The sequence below is a fragment of the Serratia sp. CY83965 genome (genome assembly GCF_052166375.1).
Lineage (GTDB): Bacteria > Pseudomonadota > Gammaproteobacteria > Enterobacterales > Enterobacteriaceae > Serratia > Serratia marcescens.
In genome coordinates, this window is record NZ_JBJNOV010000010.1 from 81,464 (window position 1) to 98,803 (window position 17,340).

General features: G+C 57.3%; 18 protein-coding genes and 1 tRNA gene. 13 read left to right on the plus strand and 6 right to left on the minus strand.

The window, feature by feature from the left end; translation table 11 throughout:
• Window positions 1–18: 18 nt before the first annotated feature.
• The 5 genes from proC (at window position 19) to hemW (ending at window position 3,585) form a co-directional block, all read left to right on the plus strand.
• Window positions 19–840, plus strand: coding sequence for a pyrroline-5-carboxylate reductase (gene proC / locus ACJ8PL_RS18240; protein ID WP_079450221.1), 822 nt, complete (start codon window positions 19–21; stop codon window positions 838–840).
• 31 nt (window positions 841–871) lie between these two features.
• On the plus strand, window positions 872–1,426 hold the full coding sequence (locus tag ACJ8PL_RS18245; protein WP_016930090.1) for a YggT family protein: 555 nt from the start codon (window positions 872–874) through the stop codon (window positions 1,424–1,426).
• Window positions 1,423–1,716 (plus strand): DUF167 family protein YggU, encoded by a 294-nt coding sequence (yggU, locus tag ACJ8PL_RS18250; RefSeq protein WP_117287303.1) that lies wholly within the window; start codon window positions 1,423–1,425, stop codon window positions 1,714–1,716. Before ACJ8PL_RS18245 ends, yggU begins: the two co-directional genes overlap by 4 nt.
• A gap of 140 nt (window positions 1,717–1,856) precedes the next feature.
• Window positions 1,857–2,450 (plus strand): XTP/dITP diphosphatase, encoded by a 594-nt coding sequence (locus tag ACJ8PL_RS18255; protein WP_342097653.1) that lies wholly within the window; start codon window positions 1,857–1,859, stop codon window positions 2,448–2,450.
• Window positions 2,443–3,585 (plus strand): radical SAM family heme chaperone HemW, encoded by a 1,143-nt coding sequence (gene hemW / locus ACJ8PL_RS18260; RefSeq protein WP_033635947.1) that lies wholly within the window; start codon window positions 2,443–2,445, stop codon window positions 3,583–3,585. The genes ACJ8PL_RS18255 and hemW overlap by 8 nt, the downstream gene beginning before the upstream one ends.
• Window positions 3,586–3,621: 36 nt before the next feature.
• Here hemW and ACJ8PL_RS18265 read toward each other — a convergent pair whose 3' ends face one another.
• From ACJ8PL_RS18265 to trmB, 5 genes are all read right to left on the minus strand, one after another.
• The gene (locus ACJ8PL_RS18265; protein ID WP_079451748.1) at window positions 3,622–3,870 is read right to left on the minus strand and encodes a DUF2442 domain-containing protein; all 249 of its coding nucleotides are present in this window, start codon (window positions 3,868–3,870) and stop codon (window positions 3,622–3,624) included.
• Between the two features lie 90 nt (window positions 3,871–3,960).
• Window positions 3,961–4,683 (minus strand): DUF2884 domain-containing protein, encoded by a 723-nt coding sequence (locus tag ACJ8PL_RS18270; protein ID WP_033639389.1) that lies wholly within the window; start codon window positions 4,681–4,683, stop codon window positions 3,961–3,963.
• Window positions 4,684–4,713: 30 nt separating this feature from the next.
• The gene (glsB, locus tag ACJ8PL_RS18275; protein WP_004937414.1) at window positions 4,714–5,637 is read right to left on the minus strand and encodes a glutaminase B; all 924 of its coding nucleotides are present in this window, start codon (window positions 5,635–5,637) and stop codon (window positions 4,714–4,716) included.
• 215 nt (window positions 5,638–5,852) lie between these two features.
• The gene (locus ACJ8PL_RS18280) at window positions 5,853–6,179 is read right to left on the minus strand and encodes a YggL family protein (RefSeq protein ID WP_004937412.1); all 327 of its coding nucleotides are present in this window, start codon (window positions 6,177–6,179) and stop codon (window positions 5,853–5,855) included.
• Complete coding sequence (trmB, locus tag ACJ8PL_RS18285; RefSeq protein ID WP_016930097.1) at window positions 6,179–6,898, minus strand: tRNA (guanosine(46)-N7)-methyltransferase TrmB; 720 nt, start codon at window positions 6,896–6,898, stop codon at window positions 6,179–6,181. The genes ACJ8PL_RS18280 and trmB overlap by 1 nt, the downstream gene beginning before the upstream one ends.
• A gap of 177 nt (window positions 6,899–7,075) precedes the next feature.
• On the opposite strand from trmB, the gene mutY reads away from it, so the two are divergent.
• The 3 genes from mutY (at window position 7,076) to mltC (ending at window position 9,585) form a co-directional block, all read left to right on the plus strand.
• Entirely contained in the window at window positions 7,076–8,176 is a 1,101-nt protein-coding gene (mutY, locus tag ACJ8PL_RS18290) for an A/G-specific adenine glycosylase (RefSeq protein WP_004937408.1), read from the plus strand.
• Window positions 8,173–8,445, plus strand: coding sequence for an oxidative damage protection protein (locus ACJ8PL_RS18295; protein ID WP_004937404.1), 273 nt, complete (start codon window positions 8,173–8,175; stop codon window positions 8,443–8,445). The genes mutY and ACJ8PL_RS18295 overlap by 4 nt, the downstream gene beginning before the upstream one ends.
• Before the next feature lie 63 nt (window positions 8,446–8,508).
• Window positions 8,509–9,585, plus strand: coding sequence for a membrane-bound lytic murein transglycosylase MltC (mltC, locus tag ACJ8PL_RS18300; protein ID WP_004937402.1), 1,077 nt, complete (start codon window positions 8,509–8,511; stop codon window positions 9,583–9,585).
• A gap of 48 nt (window positions 9,586–9,633) precedes the next feature.
• Here the strand turns inward: mltC and speF are convergent, their stop codons facing one another.
• A complete protein-coding gene (speF, locus tag ACJ8PL_RS18305; RefSeq protein ID WP_442531332.1) occupies window positions 9,634–11,799 on the minus strand; it encodes an ornithine decarboxylase SpeF in 2,166 nt (721 codons plus the stop codon).
• A 705-nt stretch (window positions 11,800–12,504) separates the two neighbouring features.
• Here speF and ACJ8PL_RS18310 point away from each other — a divergent pair.
• From ACJ8PL_RS18310 to ACJ8PL_RS18330, 5 genes are all read left to right on the plus strand, one after another.
• Window positions 12,505–12,580 (plus strand) — tRNA-Phe (locus ACJ8PL_RS18310).
• A 620-nt stretch (window positions 12,581–13,200) separates the two neighbouring features.
• The gene (locus ACJ8PL_RS18315) at window positions 13,201–13,683 is read left to right on the plus strand and encodes an Hcp family type VI secretion system effector (RefSeq protein WP_004937362.1); all 483 of its coding nucleotides are present in this window, start codon (window positions 13,201–13,203) and stop codon (window positions 13,681–13,683) included.
• A 47-nt stretch (window positions 13,684–13,730) separates the two neighbouring features.
• A complete protein-coding gene (locus tag ACJ8PL_RS18320; protein WP_025304261.1) occupies window positions 13,731–14,213 on the plus strand; it encodes an Hcp family type VI secretion system effector in 483 nt (160 codons plus the stop codon).
• A 36-nt stretch (window positions 14,214–14,249) separates the two neighbouring features.
• Entirely contained in the window at window positions 14,250–15,110 is an 861-nt protein-coding gene (locus ACJ8PL_RS18325) for a hypothetical protein (RefSeq protein ID WP_228009761.1), read from the plus strand.
• Between the two features lie 928 nt (window positions 15,111–16,038).
• Window positions 16,039–17,334: a lysine N(6)-hydroxylase/L-ornithine N(5)-oxygenase family protein gene (locus tag ACJ8PL_RS18330; protein ID WP_028127600.1), complete on the plus strand. Its 1,296-nt coding sequence runs from the start codon at window positions 16,039–16,041 to the stop codon at window positions 17,332–17,334.
• Window positions 17,335–17,340: the final 6 nt, after the last annotated feature.

The following is a 17,340-nucleotide window of genomic DNA, read 5'->3' on the forward strand; positions in this document are numbered from 1 at the left end:
ACACAGACGAGGGATTTGATGCAACATCGCAAGATTACCTTTATCGGCGCCGGCAACATGGCGCGTGCAATCATCGCCGGCCTGGTGGCGGGCGGCTATCCGGCCAAATCCATCAGCGTCTGCGCCCCTTCGGCGAAAAACCGTGACGCGCTGGCGGCGGACTACGGCATCGTCAGCAGCGGCGACAACGTCGCCTGCGCGCGTGAAGCCGAGGTGGTGGTGCTGGCGGTCAAACCGCAGATGATGGCCGACGTGTGTCAGCCGCTGCGCGAACAGGTCGATTTCAGCGGCAAGCTGGTGCTGTCGATCGCCGCCGGCATTCAGGTCAGCCGTTTCTATCAACTGCTCGGCGACAAGCTGGACATCGTGCGCATCATGCCCAACACTCCGTCGCTGGTCGGCAAGGGCATGAGCGGGCTGTACGCGCCGGCGCAGGTCAGCCAGCGGGATCGCGATTACACCGGCGATTTAATGGCGTCGGTCGGTAAAGTTTGCTGGGTCGATGACGAAAATGGCATCAACGGCGTGATCGCCGCCGCGGGCAGCGCTCCGGCCTATTTCTTCCTGTTTATGGAGGCGATGCAAAAAGAGGCCGAGCGCATGGGCTTCGACAGCCAGACCGCGCGCGATCTGGTGCAACAGGCCGCTTCCGGCGCCGCCGCATTGGTGGAAGCCAACCCGGATACGCCGCTGGGCACGCTGCGCGAACAGGTGACCTCCAAAGGCGGCACCACCGCCGAAGCGCTGCGGGTGTTCAACGAACGCCAACTGCCGGAAACCGTGGGGCAAGCGATGCAGGCCGCCGTTTCCCGCGCCCAAGAGATGGAAAAATTATTTTAAATAACCGCGAGTTAAGGAGAAGGACCACTTCATGCTAACGCTGACTTTCCTGGTCAAGACCGTTATTGATCTGTACGTGATGGTGCTGTTGCTGCGCATTTGGATGCAGTGGGCGCGCACCGATTTTTACAACCCGTTCTCACAGTTTGTGGTGAAGATCACCCAGCCGGTGGTCGGCCCACTGCGCCGCATCATCCCGTCACTGGGGCCTATCGACAGCGCTTCGCTGCTGCTGGCGTTCCTGCTGATGACCATCAAGTACCCGCTGCTGCTGCTGATTCAGGGCGGCGCGATGTCGCTCAGCCCGTATAACCTGCTGTTCGGCCTGATCTCGCTGGTGAAGTCCGCCGGCTACCTGATCTTCTGGGTGATGATCATTCGTGCGCTGATGAGCTGGATCAGCCAGGGCCGCAGCCCGATCGACTACGTGATGTACCAACTGACCGAACCCTTGATGGCGCCGATCCGTCGCATCATCCCGGCGATGGGGGGCATCGACTTTTCCGCCATGGTAGTGATCCTGATCCTCTATCTGATCAACTACCTAGGCATGGATCTGTTCGGCGAGATCTGGTTCCTGCTGTGAGTGCGGTCACTCCGGTGCTGGACGGGCTGACGATCAGGCTATATATTCAGCCGAAAGCCAGCCGCGACCAAATTATCGGCTTGCATGGCGACGAACTAAAAGTCGCCATCACCGCCCCGCCGGTCGACGGCCAAGCCAACGCCCATCTGATCAAGTTTATCGCCAAGCAGTTCAAAGTGGCGAAAAGCAACGTCACCATCGAGAAAGGCGAACTGGGACGGCATAAACAGTTACGCATCGTGAATCCGCAACAGATCCCCGCCGTGGTCGCGGCGCTATACACAAAGTAGCTGGAGCCGCAGCAAGGCGGCAAGGGCTTGAGTCCCCAGGAGCTGGGTCACTCCAGTGACTGGGGTGAGAGCGTGCAGCCAACGCGGCTGCGGCTTCAGATACGCAGAGTATCATCGAATAATTTTCAAGGTAGTCACTTATGCAAAAAGTCGTTCTTGCCACCGGTAACCCGGGCAAAGTGCGCGAACTTGCCGACCTGTTGGCCGATTTCGGCCTGGACGTGGTCGCGCAAACCGATCTGGGCGTGGCATCCGCCGAAGAAACTGGCCTGACGTTTATCGAAAACGCCATCCTGAAAGCGCGCCATGCGGCACAGGTCACCGGCCTGCCGGCGATCGCCGACGACTCCGGTCTGGCAGTGGACGCGCTGGGCGGCGCGCCGGGCATCTACTCCGCACGCTATGCCGGCGAAGATGCCGACGATCGGCAAAACCTCGACAAGCTGCTGGCGGCGTTGAAAGACGTGGCGCCGGGCCGGCGCGGCGCGCAATTCCATTGCGTGCTGGTCTATCTGCGCCATGCGGCAGACCCGACGCCGCTGGTGTTCCACGGCAGTTGGGCCGGCGAAATCACTGAGCAGGCCGCCGGTGAAGGCGGCTTCGGTTACGACCCTGTCTTCTACGTGCCGGAGCTGGGCCGCACCGCCGCCGAGCTAAGCCGCGACGAGAAGCGGGCGATTTCGCACCGCGGCAAGGCGCTGAAGCTGATGTTGGAAGCCATGCGCAATGCTTAAGCTGCCCCCGCTGAGTCTCTACATCCATATCCCGTGGTGCGTGCAGAAATGCCCGTACTGCGACTTCAACTCCCATGCGCTGAAGGGTGACGTGCCGCATCAGGAGTACGTCGATCATCTGTTGGCGGATCTGGATGCCGACCTGCCACTGGCCGGCGGCCGGGAAATCAGCACTATCTTTATCGGCGGCGGCACCCCCAGCCTGCTGAGCGCCGAGGCGATGCAGGCCTTGCTGGACGGGGTGCGGGCGCGCATTCGCGTCGCCGACGACGCCGAAATCACCATGGAGGCTAACCCCGGCACCGTGGAAGCCGATCGTTTCAGCGGCTACCAGCGCGCCGGCGTCAACCGCATCTCCATCGGGGTGCAAAGCTTCAGCGCCGAGAAATTGACCCGCCTGGGGCGCATCCACGGCCCGGAAGAAGCCAAACGCGCGGCGACGCTGGCGACCGGCCTTGGCCTGCGCAGCTTCAACCTCGATCTGATGCACGGCCTGCCGGATCAGTCGCTGGAAGAGGCGCTGGACGATCTGCGCCAGGCGATCGCCCTCAATCCGCCGCACCTGTCGTGGTATCAGCTGACCATCGAGCCGAACACCCTGTTCAGCTCGCGCCCGCCGGTTTTGCCGGACGACGATGCGCTGTGGGACATCTTCGAGCGCGGCCACCAGTTGCTGAGCGCCGCCGGATACCAGCAGTATGAAACCTCGGCCTACGCCAAGCCGGGCTACCAATGCCAGCACAACCTCAACTACTGGCGCTTCGGCGACTATCTGGGGATCGGCTGCGGCGCGCACGGCAAGGTGACCTTCAGCGACGGACGCATCCTGCGCACCGCCAAGACCAAGCACCCGCGCGGCTTTATGCGCGGCGACTACATGGACAAGCAGCATGAGGTGGCGGCGGCGGATCGGCCGTTCGAGTTCTTCATGAACCGCTTCCGTCTGCTGGAAGCCGCGCCGCGCGCCGACTTCGTCAACTACACCGGGCTGGCGGAAAGCGTTATTCGCCCGCAGCTGGACGAAGCGCTGGCCAAAGGCTATTTGGAAGAAACCGCGGAGCATTGGCAAATTACCGAGAAGGGCAAGCTGTTCCTCAACTCGCTGCTGGAACTGTTCCTGGCGGACGACGAGTAAAAAAAAGCGCTGAATGATCAGCGCTTTTTTTCATGTTCAGGCGGCATTATGAGGGCGGTACGTCACGTCGCCACGCCCCTTCAGCAATCCCTCAACGGAAACATCCTCGTCCAACGCATCCCAATGGATGCCGCGAGCGCTGAGCTCATACCCCGCCCGCTGTTCTTGCGTCGCATTCAACAAACGCGGAAACCAGGCCAGTGGCACGCCAATAATTCGGGCGTCGCTCAGTTCGACCCACATCGTCGCATCGTCAAAGCTGACGCGTTTAGCCGAAATACGCATGCCAAGCCTCTAAAAACAATGCCTGATAGGTATCAACCAGAATTTCGCTTCGCCTCAGCGTCTCTGATATGGATATGCGATATCTATCCGTTACTTCAACGCCTTAAGCAAATCCTTGCGCTGGGTTTCCAGTGCGGTGACGCGGTTGCACACGTCATGACCGAAGTTCTGGAAGTCCTGCTCCTGATTGTTCCATTCGTTCTGGATCGCCTTCTGCAAGCCGCCCAGATTGCCCATGATCGCCTGCAGCGGGTTACCGCCGCTGTTGGCGGCCTGTTTGACGCCCATTTCGTTCAGGCTGTCCTGCAGCACGCCGCCCATGCTCTGCTGCACGATGTTGCGGCCATCCTGTTCCACCTGGTCAATCGCCTGGTGGTGGAAGGTCAGGCCGTCGCTGCGGTGCTCGATGATGCGGTTCATCTGCTGTTTCAGTTGGCCGTTCAGGGTGGTCAGGCGGTTGCGCACGTTGCTGTTGCTGCCCAGCTCTTTAACGATCACTTTATCCAGCGCTGCGCGGGCTTTCTCCAGGTGTTTCTGCGCGCCGTCGTCGATCCACGGCAGTTGCTTGCGCAAGGCGCTCTGGTAACTGAAGGCTTTCTGCCGCTGGCTGTCGTTCAGGCTCAGCGCCTGGCCGTTGCGGATCACGTCGCCATCCGGCGATATTTGCAGGTCGCCGCTGGCGCCTTTCACCTGCACGCTCTGCGGGCTGATGATCACATCGTCCTGGGGTTTAACGCTGCATTGGTACTCGGCGTGGGCCTGCGCGGCAGTCGCCGCCAGCAGCAGTAAGGCTAACCCGGTTTTCTTCAACATAGCTTCTCCTGACTCCCATCCAGACTGGGATTAAAAAATCGAACGACCGATACGTTGAGACAACAGTTCCAGCGCCGCAGTTCCCGCCAGCGAGTTGCCGGAAGCATCCAGTTCCGGCGACCAGACGACGATCGACAGCTCGTCCGGCACGATGGCCACGATACCGCCGCCCACGCCGGACTTGCCCGGCATCCCCACCCGATAGGCGAACTCGCCGGCGCCGTCGTACATGCCGCTGGTCATCATCAGGGCGTTGATCTGCCGGGCCTGCAGCGGGCTGATCACCGCCTCGCCGCTGAGATCGCGGCCGTGATTGGCCAGATAGACGAAGCTGCGCGCCAGTTCCACGCAGCTCATGCGCAGCGCGCAGTAGTGGAAATAGGTTTGCAGCACGGTGATGACGTCGTTTTCGAAGTTGCCGAACGACTTCATCAGATAGGCGATGGCCGCATTGCGATCGGAGTGTTCGAACTCGGAGCGCGCCACCCGCAGGTCATAGGCCAGGTCGTCTTCACCGGCCAGCTGACGCACCACCTCCAGCATGCGCTGTTTGGGGGCGCTGAGCCGGGTTTGCAGCATGTCGCACACCACCAGCGCGCCGGGGTTGATAAACGGATTGCGCGGTTTGCCCTGCTCCATCTCCAGCTGCAGCAGCGAATTGAACGGCAGGCCGGAAGGCTCTTTGCCGACGCGCCGCCAGATCTCAGGCTCCTGATAGCGCGTCAGCGCCAGCGTCAGGCTCAGCACTTTGGAGATCGACTGGATGGAGAAGCGCTCCGCGGCGTCGCCGGCCTGGAACAGTTCGCCATCCACCGTACACACGGCGATCGCCAGCCGATCGGCGGGCACTTCCGCCAACGCCGGGATGTAGTCGGCCACTTTTCCCTGGCCAATCAGCGGGCGCACCTGTTGCAGGATCTCTTCCAGCAACGCGTTATCCAATGTTGTTACCACCTCGGTCACACTCCGGGCAAAACAAAGGCGCCGTTAAGGCACCTTAAATCCATCCCCGTCATACTTGAATCCGCATCTGTGTTGGCTGCGAGCGCTCACCCCAGTCACTTACTGAAGTAAGCTCCTGGGGACTCACACTCTTGCCGCCGTGATGCAAATCCAATTATTTAGGGGGAAATAAGCGGCGCGAAGCCGCGCTCATCGGGCAGCCGCGATCAATCCCACCAGATATCGAACAGATCGCTGACCTTAACGTCGGTCAGTTTGCGCGCTTCCAGCCAGTTTTTCACCAGTTCGCGATGCTCGTCGGTGCAGTGGCCGATCTTCTGCAGGCAGATCAGACCTTCCCACTGCAGGTAGCCGCTGCCGTCAAACGCCAGGCCGTTCGGCTCGATCACTTCATCGATGAAGGTATCCAGCGTGCTGTCGATGTCTTCCACCGACGTGCCTTCGGCGAAGCGCCAGGCTACGGAGAAACCCAGCTCCTGAAATTCTTCAATGTGCAACTTTTTACGTAAACGACGACTGCGGTTCTTAGCCATTATTCTTTCCTCTCAAACATCAAGTCCCAAACGCCATGTCCCAGGCGCTGGCCGCGTAATTCAAATTTCGTCAGTGGGCGCGAATCCGGACGCGGCACATAATCATTATCGCTGGAAAGATTACGGTAGCCTGCGACCCCGTTCATAACCTCTAACATATGTTCCGCATAAGGTTGCCAATCGGTGGCCATGTGGAAGACCCCGCCGGTCTTCAGCTTGCGCAGCACCAGTTCGACAAACGGCGTTTGCACGATGCGGCGCTTATTGTGGCGCGCCTTGTGCCACGGATCGGGGAAGAACAGCTGCACCATGTCCAGCGAGCCGTCCGGGATCATGTTTTCCAGCACTTCAACCGCATCGTGGCACATCACGCGCAGGTTGCTCAGCTTCGCCTCGTGGGCGTCGGCCAGGCAGGCGCCCACGCCCGGCGAGTGCACTTCGATCCCTAAAAAGTTCTGCTGCGGATTGTTGCCCGCCATGGTCACCAGCGAGGCGCCCATGCCAAAACCGATCTCCAGCACCGTCGGCGCTTCGCGGCCGAACAGCGCGGCGAGATCGACAGCCTCAGCCTGATACTCCACGCCCATCACCGGCCAATAGTTCTCCAGCGCGTGCTGCTGGCCTTTGGTCAGCCGCCCCTGGCGGCGAACAAAACTGCGGATACGGCGCATCGCGCGGCCGTTCTCATCAAATTCCGGGGAGATGACGTCATTAATCATAGTGCTTTCTGTCTGTTTGGCTGCCAATTAGGGAAACGCGCATTATGCAAAGATACATTGGTTTAGCAAGTGTTCATCTTCTGTACCCGCCGTGCGGCGTCGGAAAGTTCCGGTTTACAGCACCATGACTCTATGCTGCAATCTCGCTTCATTTTCTGCCGGATAACGACGCTGCTCATGATGCAAGCACAACAATTCGCACAGGTGGTGCTTGACTGGTATCAGCGCTACGGCCGCAAAACCCTACCGTGGCAGCTGGAAAAAACCGCCTATCAAGTATGGCTCTCCGAGGTGATGTTGCAACAGACCCAGGTTGCCACCGTCATTCCTTATTTTCAGCGCTTTATGGCCCGTTTTCCCAACGTGCGCGCGCTGGCGGAAGCCCCGCTGGACGAAGTGCTGCATCTGTGGACCGGCCTCGGCTATTACGCCCGCGCCCGCAACCTGCACAAAGCGGCGCAGACCATTGTCGCACAGCACGGCGGCGAGTTCCCGACAACCTTCGCGGAAATCGCCGATTTACCGGGCGTCGGCCGTTCCACCGCCGGTGCGGTGCTGTCGTTGGCGCTGGGCCAACACTATCCGATCCTCGACGGCAACGTGAAACGCGTGCTGGCCCGCTGCTACGCGGTGGAAGGCTGGCCGGGCAAAAAAGAGGTCGAAAACCGGCTGTGGAAAATCAGCGAAGAGGTCACCCCGGCGCAGGGCGTCGGCCAGTTCAACCAGGCGATGATGGATCTGGGCGCCATGGTCTGCACTCGTTCCAAGCCCAAGTGCGAACTCTGCCCGCTCAACGTCGGCTGTCTGTCTTACGCCAACCACAGCTGGGCCAACTACCCCGGCAAGAAACCCAAACAGACCCTGCCGGAAAAAACCGCCTACTTCTTATTGCTGCAGCACGGCGACCGCGTGTGGCTGGAACAGCGCCCGGCGGTGGGCCTGTGGGGCGGCCTGTTCTGCTTCCCGCAGTTCAGCGCGCGCGTGGATTTGGAACTCTGGCTGCAGCAGCGCGGTCTGAAAGGCAAGCGCCTGGAACAGCTGACCGCATTTCGCCACACGTTCAGCCATTTCCATCTCGATATCGTGCCGATGTGGCTGTCGCTCGACGCGGCGGGCAGCGGCATGGATGAGGGCGCGGGTCTCTGGTATAACTTAGCGCAGCCGCCGTCGGTCGGGCTGGCAGCGCCGGTGGATCGCCTGTTGCAACAGCTGGCGAAGCAGCCCCCGATCCAACAAAACTTATATGGCGATAGCGCCATCGACGAGGAATTAGCATGAGCCGCACCATTTTTTGTACTTTCCTGCAGCGCGACGCCGAAGGCCAGGACTTCCAGCTTTATCCCGGCGACGTCGGCAAGCGCATCTACAACGAGATCTCCAAGGAAGCCTGGGGCGAGTGGATGAAGAAGCAGACCATGCTGATCAACGAGAAGAAGCTGAACATGATGAACGTGGATGACCGCAAACTGCTGGAAGAGGAAATGATCAAGTTCCTGTTCGAAGGGCACGACGTGCACATCGAAGGCTATACGCCGCCAAGCGAATAACGCTGTTGGGGCCAGGCGCTGGCCCGCTTCAATCCTCTTATACTTCTTCCAAACGGCTTTAAGATGAAGAAAATTTTAGCTTTGCTCGTAATAGCGCCTTTGCTGATCTCCTGTTCCGGCAAAAAAAGTGAAGAAATCAACGAAGCCTGGATCAAAGACACCAACGGCTTCGACATTCTGATGGGGCAATTCGCTCACAACATCGAGAACATCTGGGGTCTGAACGAAGTTCTGATCGCCGGGCCGAAAGACTACGTCAAATATACCGACCAATACCAAACCCGCAGCCACATCAACTTCGACACCGGCGCCATCACCATCGAGACCATCGCCACCACCGATCCGGCCGCGCACCTGCGCCAGGCGATCATCAGCACGCTGCTGATGGGTGACGATCCGGGCTCCATCGATCTCTATTCCGACGCCAACGATATCCAGATCAGCAAAGAGCCGTTCCTGTACGGCCAGGTGCTGGATAACAAAGGCGCGCCGATCCGCTGGGAATGGCGCGCGGCGCACTTCGCCGATTACCTGCTGCAGACCAAGCTGCAAAAACGCACCTCCGGCCTGCACGTCATCTACTCGGTCACCATCCAGCTGGTGCCGAACCACCTGGACAAACGTGCGCACAAATATCTGCCGATGGTGCGCAAGGCGTCGGAAAAATACGGCGTGGACGAATCGCTGATCCTGGCAATCATGCAGACCGAATCGAGCTTCAACCCCTATGCGGTGAGCGGTTCGGATGCGCTGGGCCTGATGCAGGTGGTGCAGCACACCGCCGGTAAGGATGTGTTCCAGATGCGCGGCAAATGGGGCACCCCGAGCCGCAGCTACCTGTTCGATCCGGAGAACAACATCGACACCGGCACCGCCTACCTGGCGATCCTGCAAAACAACTACCTGGGCGGCATTCAGAACCCGACCTCGCGCCGCTATGCGGTGATCACCGCCTACAACGGCGGCGCCGGCAGCGTGCTGCGGGTGTTCTCCAGCGACAGGACGCGCGCGGTGGGCATCATCAACGGCATGCAGCCGGGCGACGTGTACCAAACGCTGACCACCAAGCACCCGGCCGCCGAGTCGCGCCGCTATCTGGTGAAAGTGAATACCGCGCAGAAGAGCTACCGCAGGAAGTAGCGCTTCCCGCGTGGATGGAAGAAGGGCCGGTGCGAACCGGCCCTTTTTTCATGGCTTGATCATATAGCCGAAGATGCGCTTCCAGCCGTGATCTTTTTTCTCGATGTAGACCCCCTGCAGCTCCGGCGAGAAGCCCGGCAGGCGGTTGATGCCCTCCTCCAGCGCCAGGAAGTAGCGCTGCGCCGCGCCGCCCCACACTTCGCCCGGCACCACGCACAGTACGCCCGGCGGGTACGGCAGGGCCCCCTCCGCCGCAATGCGCCCTTCCGCCTGGCCGATCGGCACCAGCTCGACGTTGTCGCGGATAAATTCCACGTTGGCGTCCTGCGGGTTCATCACCACCGGCGGGAAATGATCCTGACGGAACATCTCCTTTTGCAGCTGCTTGACGTCAAAGCTGACGTACAGATCGTGCATCTCCTGACACAGCCGGCGAATGCTGTAGCCGCGGTAACGCTGCTCGTTCTTGCGGTACACCGTCGGCAGCACCACGCTCAGCGACGCATCCTCTTCGACATAACGTTCGAACTGCGCCAGCATCTCCACCAGTTGTTCCATCTTGGCCGGGTTCTCCGCCGGGGTCAGCAGGAACAGGATCGAGTTGAGATCGCACTTCTCCGGCACGATGCCGTTCTCGCGCAGGAAGTTGGCCAGAATGGTGGCCGGCACGCCGAACTCGGTGTATTGGCCGGTCGAAGCGTCGATGCCCGGCGTGGTCAGCAGCAGCTTGCACGGATCCACCAGATACTGGTCCTGGGCATAGCCTTCAAAGCCGTGCCACGTCTCCCCCGGCACGAAGGTGAAGAAGCGCGCGTCGTTGGCGATCAGATCGGTATCGTAATCCTGCCAGTCTTTGCCCGCCACCTGCAGCGGAATAAACGGCTTCAGCTGCGAGCAGCGCGTGAGCAGCTGTTTGCGCGTCTCGATGCCCAGCTTGACGCAGTCCATCCACATGCGGCGCCCGGCGGCGCCGGCGTGCATCTTGGCATTGACGTCCAGCGCGGCGAACAGCGGATAGAACGGGCTGGTCGACGCATGCAGCATGAATGCGTTGTTCAGGTGCTTGTGGTTGCAGTGGCGCTTTTGCCCTTTGATGTGGTCGTCTTTCTTGTGGATCTGCGAGGTCTGCGAGAACCCCGCCTGCTGTTTATGCACCGACTGGGTGACGAAGATACCCGGATCGTGCTCGTCCAGCTCCAGCAGCAGCGGCGAGCACTCTTTCAGCATCGGAATAAAGCCTTCGTAGCCCACCCAGGCGGAGTCGAACAGGATGTAGTCGCACAGGTGGCCGATGGTGTCGATCACCTGGCGAGCGTTGTAAATCGTGCCATCGTAAGTGCCGAGCTGAATGATCGCCAGCCGGAACGGCCGCGCCGCCGCGGCTTTCTCCGGCGCCACCTCGCGGATCTGCTCGCGCAGATAGCGTTCGTCGAAGCAGTGCGCATCGATGCCGCCGATAAAGCCGAACGGGTTGCGGGCGGTTTCCAGATAGATCGGCGTGGCGCCGGCCTGGATCAGCGCCCCGTGGTGGTTGGATTTGTGGTTGTTGCGATCGAACAGTACCAGATCGCCGCGGGTCAGCAGCGCGTTGGTCACCACCTTGTTGGCCGCCGAGGTGCCGTTGAGCACGAAGTAGGTTTTATCGGCGTTGAACACCCGCGCCGCGTGCTTTTGCGCATCCTTGGCCGAGCCTTCGTGGATCAGCAGATCGCCCAACTTGACGTCGGCGTTGCACATATCGGAACGGAACAGGGTCTCGCCGTAGAAATCAAAAAACTGCCGGCCGGCCGGGTGTTTGCGGAAGAACTCGCCGCCCTGATGCCCTGGGCAGGCGAAGGTCGAGTTTTCCATCTCGACGTAGGTCTTCAGCGTTTTGAAGAACGGCGGCAGCAGCGCCTGCTCATAGGCGTCGGCGGCGGCCTCCAGCTGCGCCATGTAGAACGGCTTGCTGGCGCCGGCCAGCAGCGCGAAAACCCCACTGACAAACGGCAGATAGTCCGGCGAGAGATGCTCGTCCCCTTCCACCGCCACGAAGGTCGGAATGTCGAACCCCGTCGCCTGCAAACGCGCCAGAATGCCGGCGTTCACGTCGGCGACCGACACCACCACCGCCGCCACGTCGGTGTAGTCCGTCTGCTCTACGCGCACGATCTGGCGCAGCGTCTCAATGGTGGCGACCAGGCTGGCGCTGGTCGCGATTTTCAATTCTTTCATCATGCTGACTCTCAAACGGTGAAGGATGAGGGTGTGCCATCGGCACGGTAATGAGATAACGCGGTTATCCCGGTAAAAGCGATACCCGGGCACGGCAGCATAAGCGGCGTGCGTGACCGGCTCATGATCGGGGATCATCAGGCGGCTATCGGGGGAACTGGTCTTGGCAGCGTCCGACAGGCATCAGTAAAATCAGGGCCGCAGCGCTGGCTTTACGCATGCCTAACAGCGAGCGTCAGGCGGCCTTACCGCATGGCCGGCAGGCGTATTCGGGCGGATGACGTGCGGAGGAAACAACGGCGGAACGGTGGCGGCGTCAGATGTCTGGTGCGCAGCAGCGCTTGAGCAACAAAACCAGTCATGCCAATAACCCTCTGGCTTATAAGAAGCGGGAACACCGTTAGCGAACGGAGAGTGCTAAAATTTGCGCAATGATTGCATGATTCGTTGCGGGGTTCAAGCGAGAATCGTCTTGATTGAACGTCCGTTGACCAAGACGTAATCCATTGTTATTTAATTGAAAAATAATAAATGGCGCGTTCTGGAGTAGTATAAATACACGTTTTATATGCATATTTATTGAATGAGGATATCCTCCCGTCCCCCGCCCCTCCGGGCTCGCTGCCTGAAAATAGAGCAACCGATCGGCTTTGTGACAGAAAGCGATTGACGCCATCCGGCCAATACGGTTTAATGCGCCCCGTTGCCCGGATAGCTCAGTCGGTAGAGCAGGGGATTGAAAATCCCCGTGTCCTTGGTTCGATTCCGAGTCCGGGCACCATATTCAGAAGAACCCGCCTATGGCGGGTTTTTAGCTTTCTGAGGTACGAACTCTCCATCGAACTGCGTTCGATTATTCGGTCTGAAGACCTCACCCTGCGGGCCAGCGCTCAAGCGCTGTTCAACACGGCGCCAGCGCCGGTTGTCCGAGTCCGGGCACCATATTCAGAAGAACCCGCCTATGGCGGGTTTTTCGCTTTCTGGGATACGGACTCTCCATCGAACTGCGTTCGATTATTCGGTCTGAAGACCTCACCCTGCGGGCCAGCGCTCAAGCGCCACCGCATCATCCGATGGATGTGCAATTTCGCATTACAGGTGCACTTTCTCGAAAGGCCCGCCCCCCCCCCAATCCCCGACCACCCAAGCGTCAAACGAGCGCACGCCTATTCTCCGTTTATCGAGTGTTTTATTGTCATTCGGTGATGGAATATAGCCACGAACCTATAACGGTATCACTTTGTTAAATCACAACATATTGGATTAAAACTAGGAACATTCCGAATAAAAACAACATTGCTGTTAATTCATTCATATAAGGCTATGCTGAATTTTACCCATTGATAAGACATTTTTAACCTATTCCGCTACCAACGCGAAATAATGGAGAATCCGACGACAATGGCAATTGATATGTATATGAAAGTTGAAGGAATGACGGGTGAGTCCCAAGACAGCAATCATAAAGGATGGACCGACGTACTTTCGTTTAACTGGGGGGCTTCACAGCCAGGAAATATGGCTGTCGGCGGTGGGGGCGGTTCCGGGAAAGTGAATTACCAAGACCTCCGTATTCAAGCGCTTATCGACAAATCTACGCCCGCCATTCTTAAATATTGTTCCAGTGGAAAACATGTCGCGAAAATCGAGCTTTCCGTCTGCAAAGCGGGCGGCAACCAGGTGGAATATTCCAAAATCGTTCTCGAAGACGTGCTGGTGACGCAAACCGATTTTAACGGTGTCGGTCAAAATGATGCGATCCTGGTTGATTACGCCTTCCAGGCGTCAAAAGTCACCATGAGTTACTGGGAACAAGGCAGCAGCGGCACTAAAGGCGCGGAAAGCAAATCTGGTTGGGATATCAAGCAGAATAAAGAGAGCTAAGCGCATTCGGGCACCTAACAATACGTTAATGATCGGGTGATAAAATCATGGCAATGGATATGTTTTTAAAAGTTGAAGGCATTAATGGCGAATCGAAAAATGCGAATCACAAGCAATGGATCGATGTCTTTTCCTTTAACTGGGGCGCGCGGCAGCCTGGCAATATGGCCGTTGGCGGCGGCGGCGGTGCGGGTAAAGTAAATTTTCGCGATCTGACCGTACAGGCTCTGATAGATAAAGCGACACCTGCCTTATTGAAATACTGCTCGGCCGGTAAACACCTCGCCAAAGTGCAGTTGTCGCTTTGCAAAGCCGGTGGGCAGGAAGTGGAATATACCCGTATTACCCTGGAAGATGTATTAGTGACTCATACCGACTTCATCGGTGTCGAGCACGGTTCCACGCTAGGCATTGAATACTCTTTTCAGGCCGGTAAAGTATCGATGGAATATTGGGAGCAAGCGAAGCAAGGCAATAAAGGAGCTTCGGTGCAGATGGGCTGGGATATTAAGCAAAATAAAGAAAGCTAATCACATTACGGTGCATATCGTAATGGCGGGGGGATTATGGCATTTCCTAAGTCACATGAAATTTTAGCTCTGACATCGCAACACGAATCGAATAATCGGGTGTCAGCCAACTTTTTGACCCGTGAGATTTTAAATGAGGCTCTGATCCTCGTCAGGTCTCTGTCACCAGAAGAAGTCTTTCGATTAACAAAAACGGAGACCGGACAGATCGCGTTTACGCTGGGCGAACTCAAAGATGAAAACAACCGCCGGCTGACAGCCAATAATATTGAGTCAGGACAACGACCAGGCGGAAGAATTAATCACCTGGATAACCGCATTAATGTCTCTTTTCCCGGAACCTCATGGCAAATGGGGGCACGTGTTCAGCATTTTGAGAATATCGCATCGAGTACCGTCGGCGGAGCCGGACTGGTTTTGATCGCGGGATTATGGACGGGGGCCGGTTCTGGCGTTGGCAGCATTTTAGGCAGAAATGCCGCCCAGCTCGCGGTAGTGACTGGCACTTATTTGGGTAAACGCTTCGTGACCAATAAAACCATGGTCGTGAATCAGATGGCGGCGCATATCAAAAACCTTGCCGATATGTTTAACTCCACCCACAACGCCTTTAATGATTTCAAGTTCGAAAGCGCAGCCAAACGCGCACAATACAGTCCCGATCCTCAGGCAGAGCACCCTATTACTTTTGAACAGAAAGTCACGGATAACAATGCAGTTCCTGCTAATCATACCGCTGCCATTCAGGCTATCGTGCGCCGTTTTGTGACGGGAACCTACCAACGTGTCGATATCGTCGGCCAGGGCGATATGTTTATAAAAGTCTTTTTCAGCGATGGGGAACTGGACATTTCGCAAGCCCAGTATGACTACCTCAGCAATTTGAAGCTCCCGTGATTGATCAACCTGGCAGGTCTTCACGGTTTTGGCGCAACGGTTGTCATTCTGTCCAGCGCGCAAAAATGCCCCGAGCTGACCAAAAGATTTTTATTGTCGGTAAGAATGGTCAATGATGATGACAAGGCAGATTGCCGGATCGGACGCGATCGTTGCGCCAGCGTGGCCAGGTTTTTTCACACTCGGCTCGAGCAAGCGTCCTCTCCGGCCAGCCTTTGTCCGGCATTAATTAAACGAATCCTGACCCCGGTAGTTAACGCGAACCATCCGCGCCCATTAGGGTGATGCAACTCGGGGTAAAATATTGCCGTTCGGGGGGCAACAAGAGGAGATAAAGGTACAGAAGCGTGCGTATCACCTCAGTGAAAGAGTGTGATACTCTGCCGCAAAAAACAAAATAATACGTTGAATTAAATGATAAAAACCACCTCACAACGCACAAATTTCATAATTTCACTTCCGATTTCATCTTTGCAAAAAGCATCCTGCCTCTAATATCACGTTATTTCACCTTCCCCGCGCCTATTTTAAGGCTATTCTAAGCAACGAATACACCGATCCCGGCAATGCAATGGCATATACACCAGAAAAGCAGATAAGAACTCATACGGTGGACATCCTCCCTGGTGGCCGTTTTCATGGCTTGATGAATCAGGCGGCATCGGATTTTTACTTAGGAATATTCATTAAATACACGCGCAAACCTTCATAGGGATTTTCATGGAAAGAAATACGCCTGTAGCCTTTACCTGATGCGCTACCGAATTCTCAACGGGCATTTAAAAATGCGGCATTTTGGCCCGTACACCGTTTAATTACATTTAATTCGTGAAGCTTACTTATAAGAAAAAGGCAGCCTGGTTGCTATAAGCCACCCTATCTGCAGCCGTATTTCTGGGTATTATTCTCATTATACTGGAGCTTATTAATGAATCAGCGTTTGGATATCATCGGTATTGGCCTTGGCCCATCGAATCTTAGCCTGGCAGCCTTAGGAAGTGAAATAGAGGGATTTACGGGACAATTCCTTGAACGCAAGCCTCACTTCTCCTGGCACCCAGGGATGATCCTGGCGGATTGCAGTATGCAGACCAACTTCTTAAAAGATTTAGTGAGTGCGGTTGCCCCAACCAATCGCTACAGCTTTCTCAACTATCTGGTGAAAAACAGAAAATTTTATCGTTTCCTGACGACGGAGCAGCGCACCGCATCGCGCGAAGAGTTCGCCGATTACCTTACCTGGGCCGCCGCCGGGATGGGATCATTGGCATTCAATCAAGACGTTCAGCGGGTCGAATTTGACGATCGGCAGCGCCAGTTCGTGGTGACCACCTCGAATAAGGTCTTCCACGCCAAACACGTCAGCATAGGTATAGGCAAGAAAATAAAGTTGCCGGATTGCGTGACGACGCAAAGCGATCGCTGTTTCCACGCCAGCGAAATGATGCTGCGCAACCCCGATCTGACCGGGAAACGCGTGGCGATCGTCGGCGGCGGCCAGAGCGGCGCAGATCTGTTCCTGAATATTTTTAAAGGGGAATGGGGGCAGCCGGAGCAGCTCGACTGGATATCGCGCCGCAACAACTACAATGCGCTCGATGAGGCTGCTTTTGCCAACGAATACTTCACGCCCGATTACGTCGAGAGCTTTTACTCACTGGACAGCGCGGCCAAGCGGCATATGCTGGCCGAACAGAAGATGACCTCAGATGGCATCACCAGTGAGTCGCTGCTGGCGATTTATCGCGCCATGTACCACCGCTTCGACGTCCTGCGCGAGAAATTATGGGTGCGCCTGCTGCCCAGCCGTTCGCTGACGGCCGTGAAACACACGCTGGATAACGCCTACCAGCTCGAAACGCGTCATCATCTCGATCACGGCCAGGAAACCTTCAAGGCGGACGTGGTGATCTTTGCCACCGGTTATCAATCGGCGACGCCTGAGTTCCTTGAGCCTTTGGCCCACCGGTTGTTGAAGACTGCGGACGGCGAATACCGCATAGCCCCTGACTTTACCTTTGAGTGGGAAGGCCCAGCGGAGAACTGCTTATTTGCGATGAACGCCAGTATGCATAATCACGGCATTGCCGATCCTCAGCTGAGCCTGATGGCCTGGCGATCGGCCCGCATTCTTAATCGGGCGTTAGAGCACAAGCCATTTGATCTGGGAACAACGCCGACAGCCATTCAATGGCGCAGTGAAAGCGTGCCGCCCGCGTTTTAAATACAA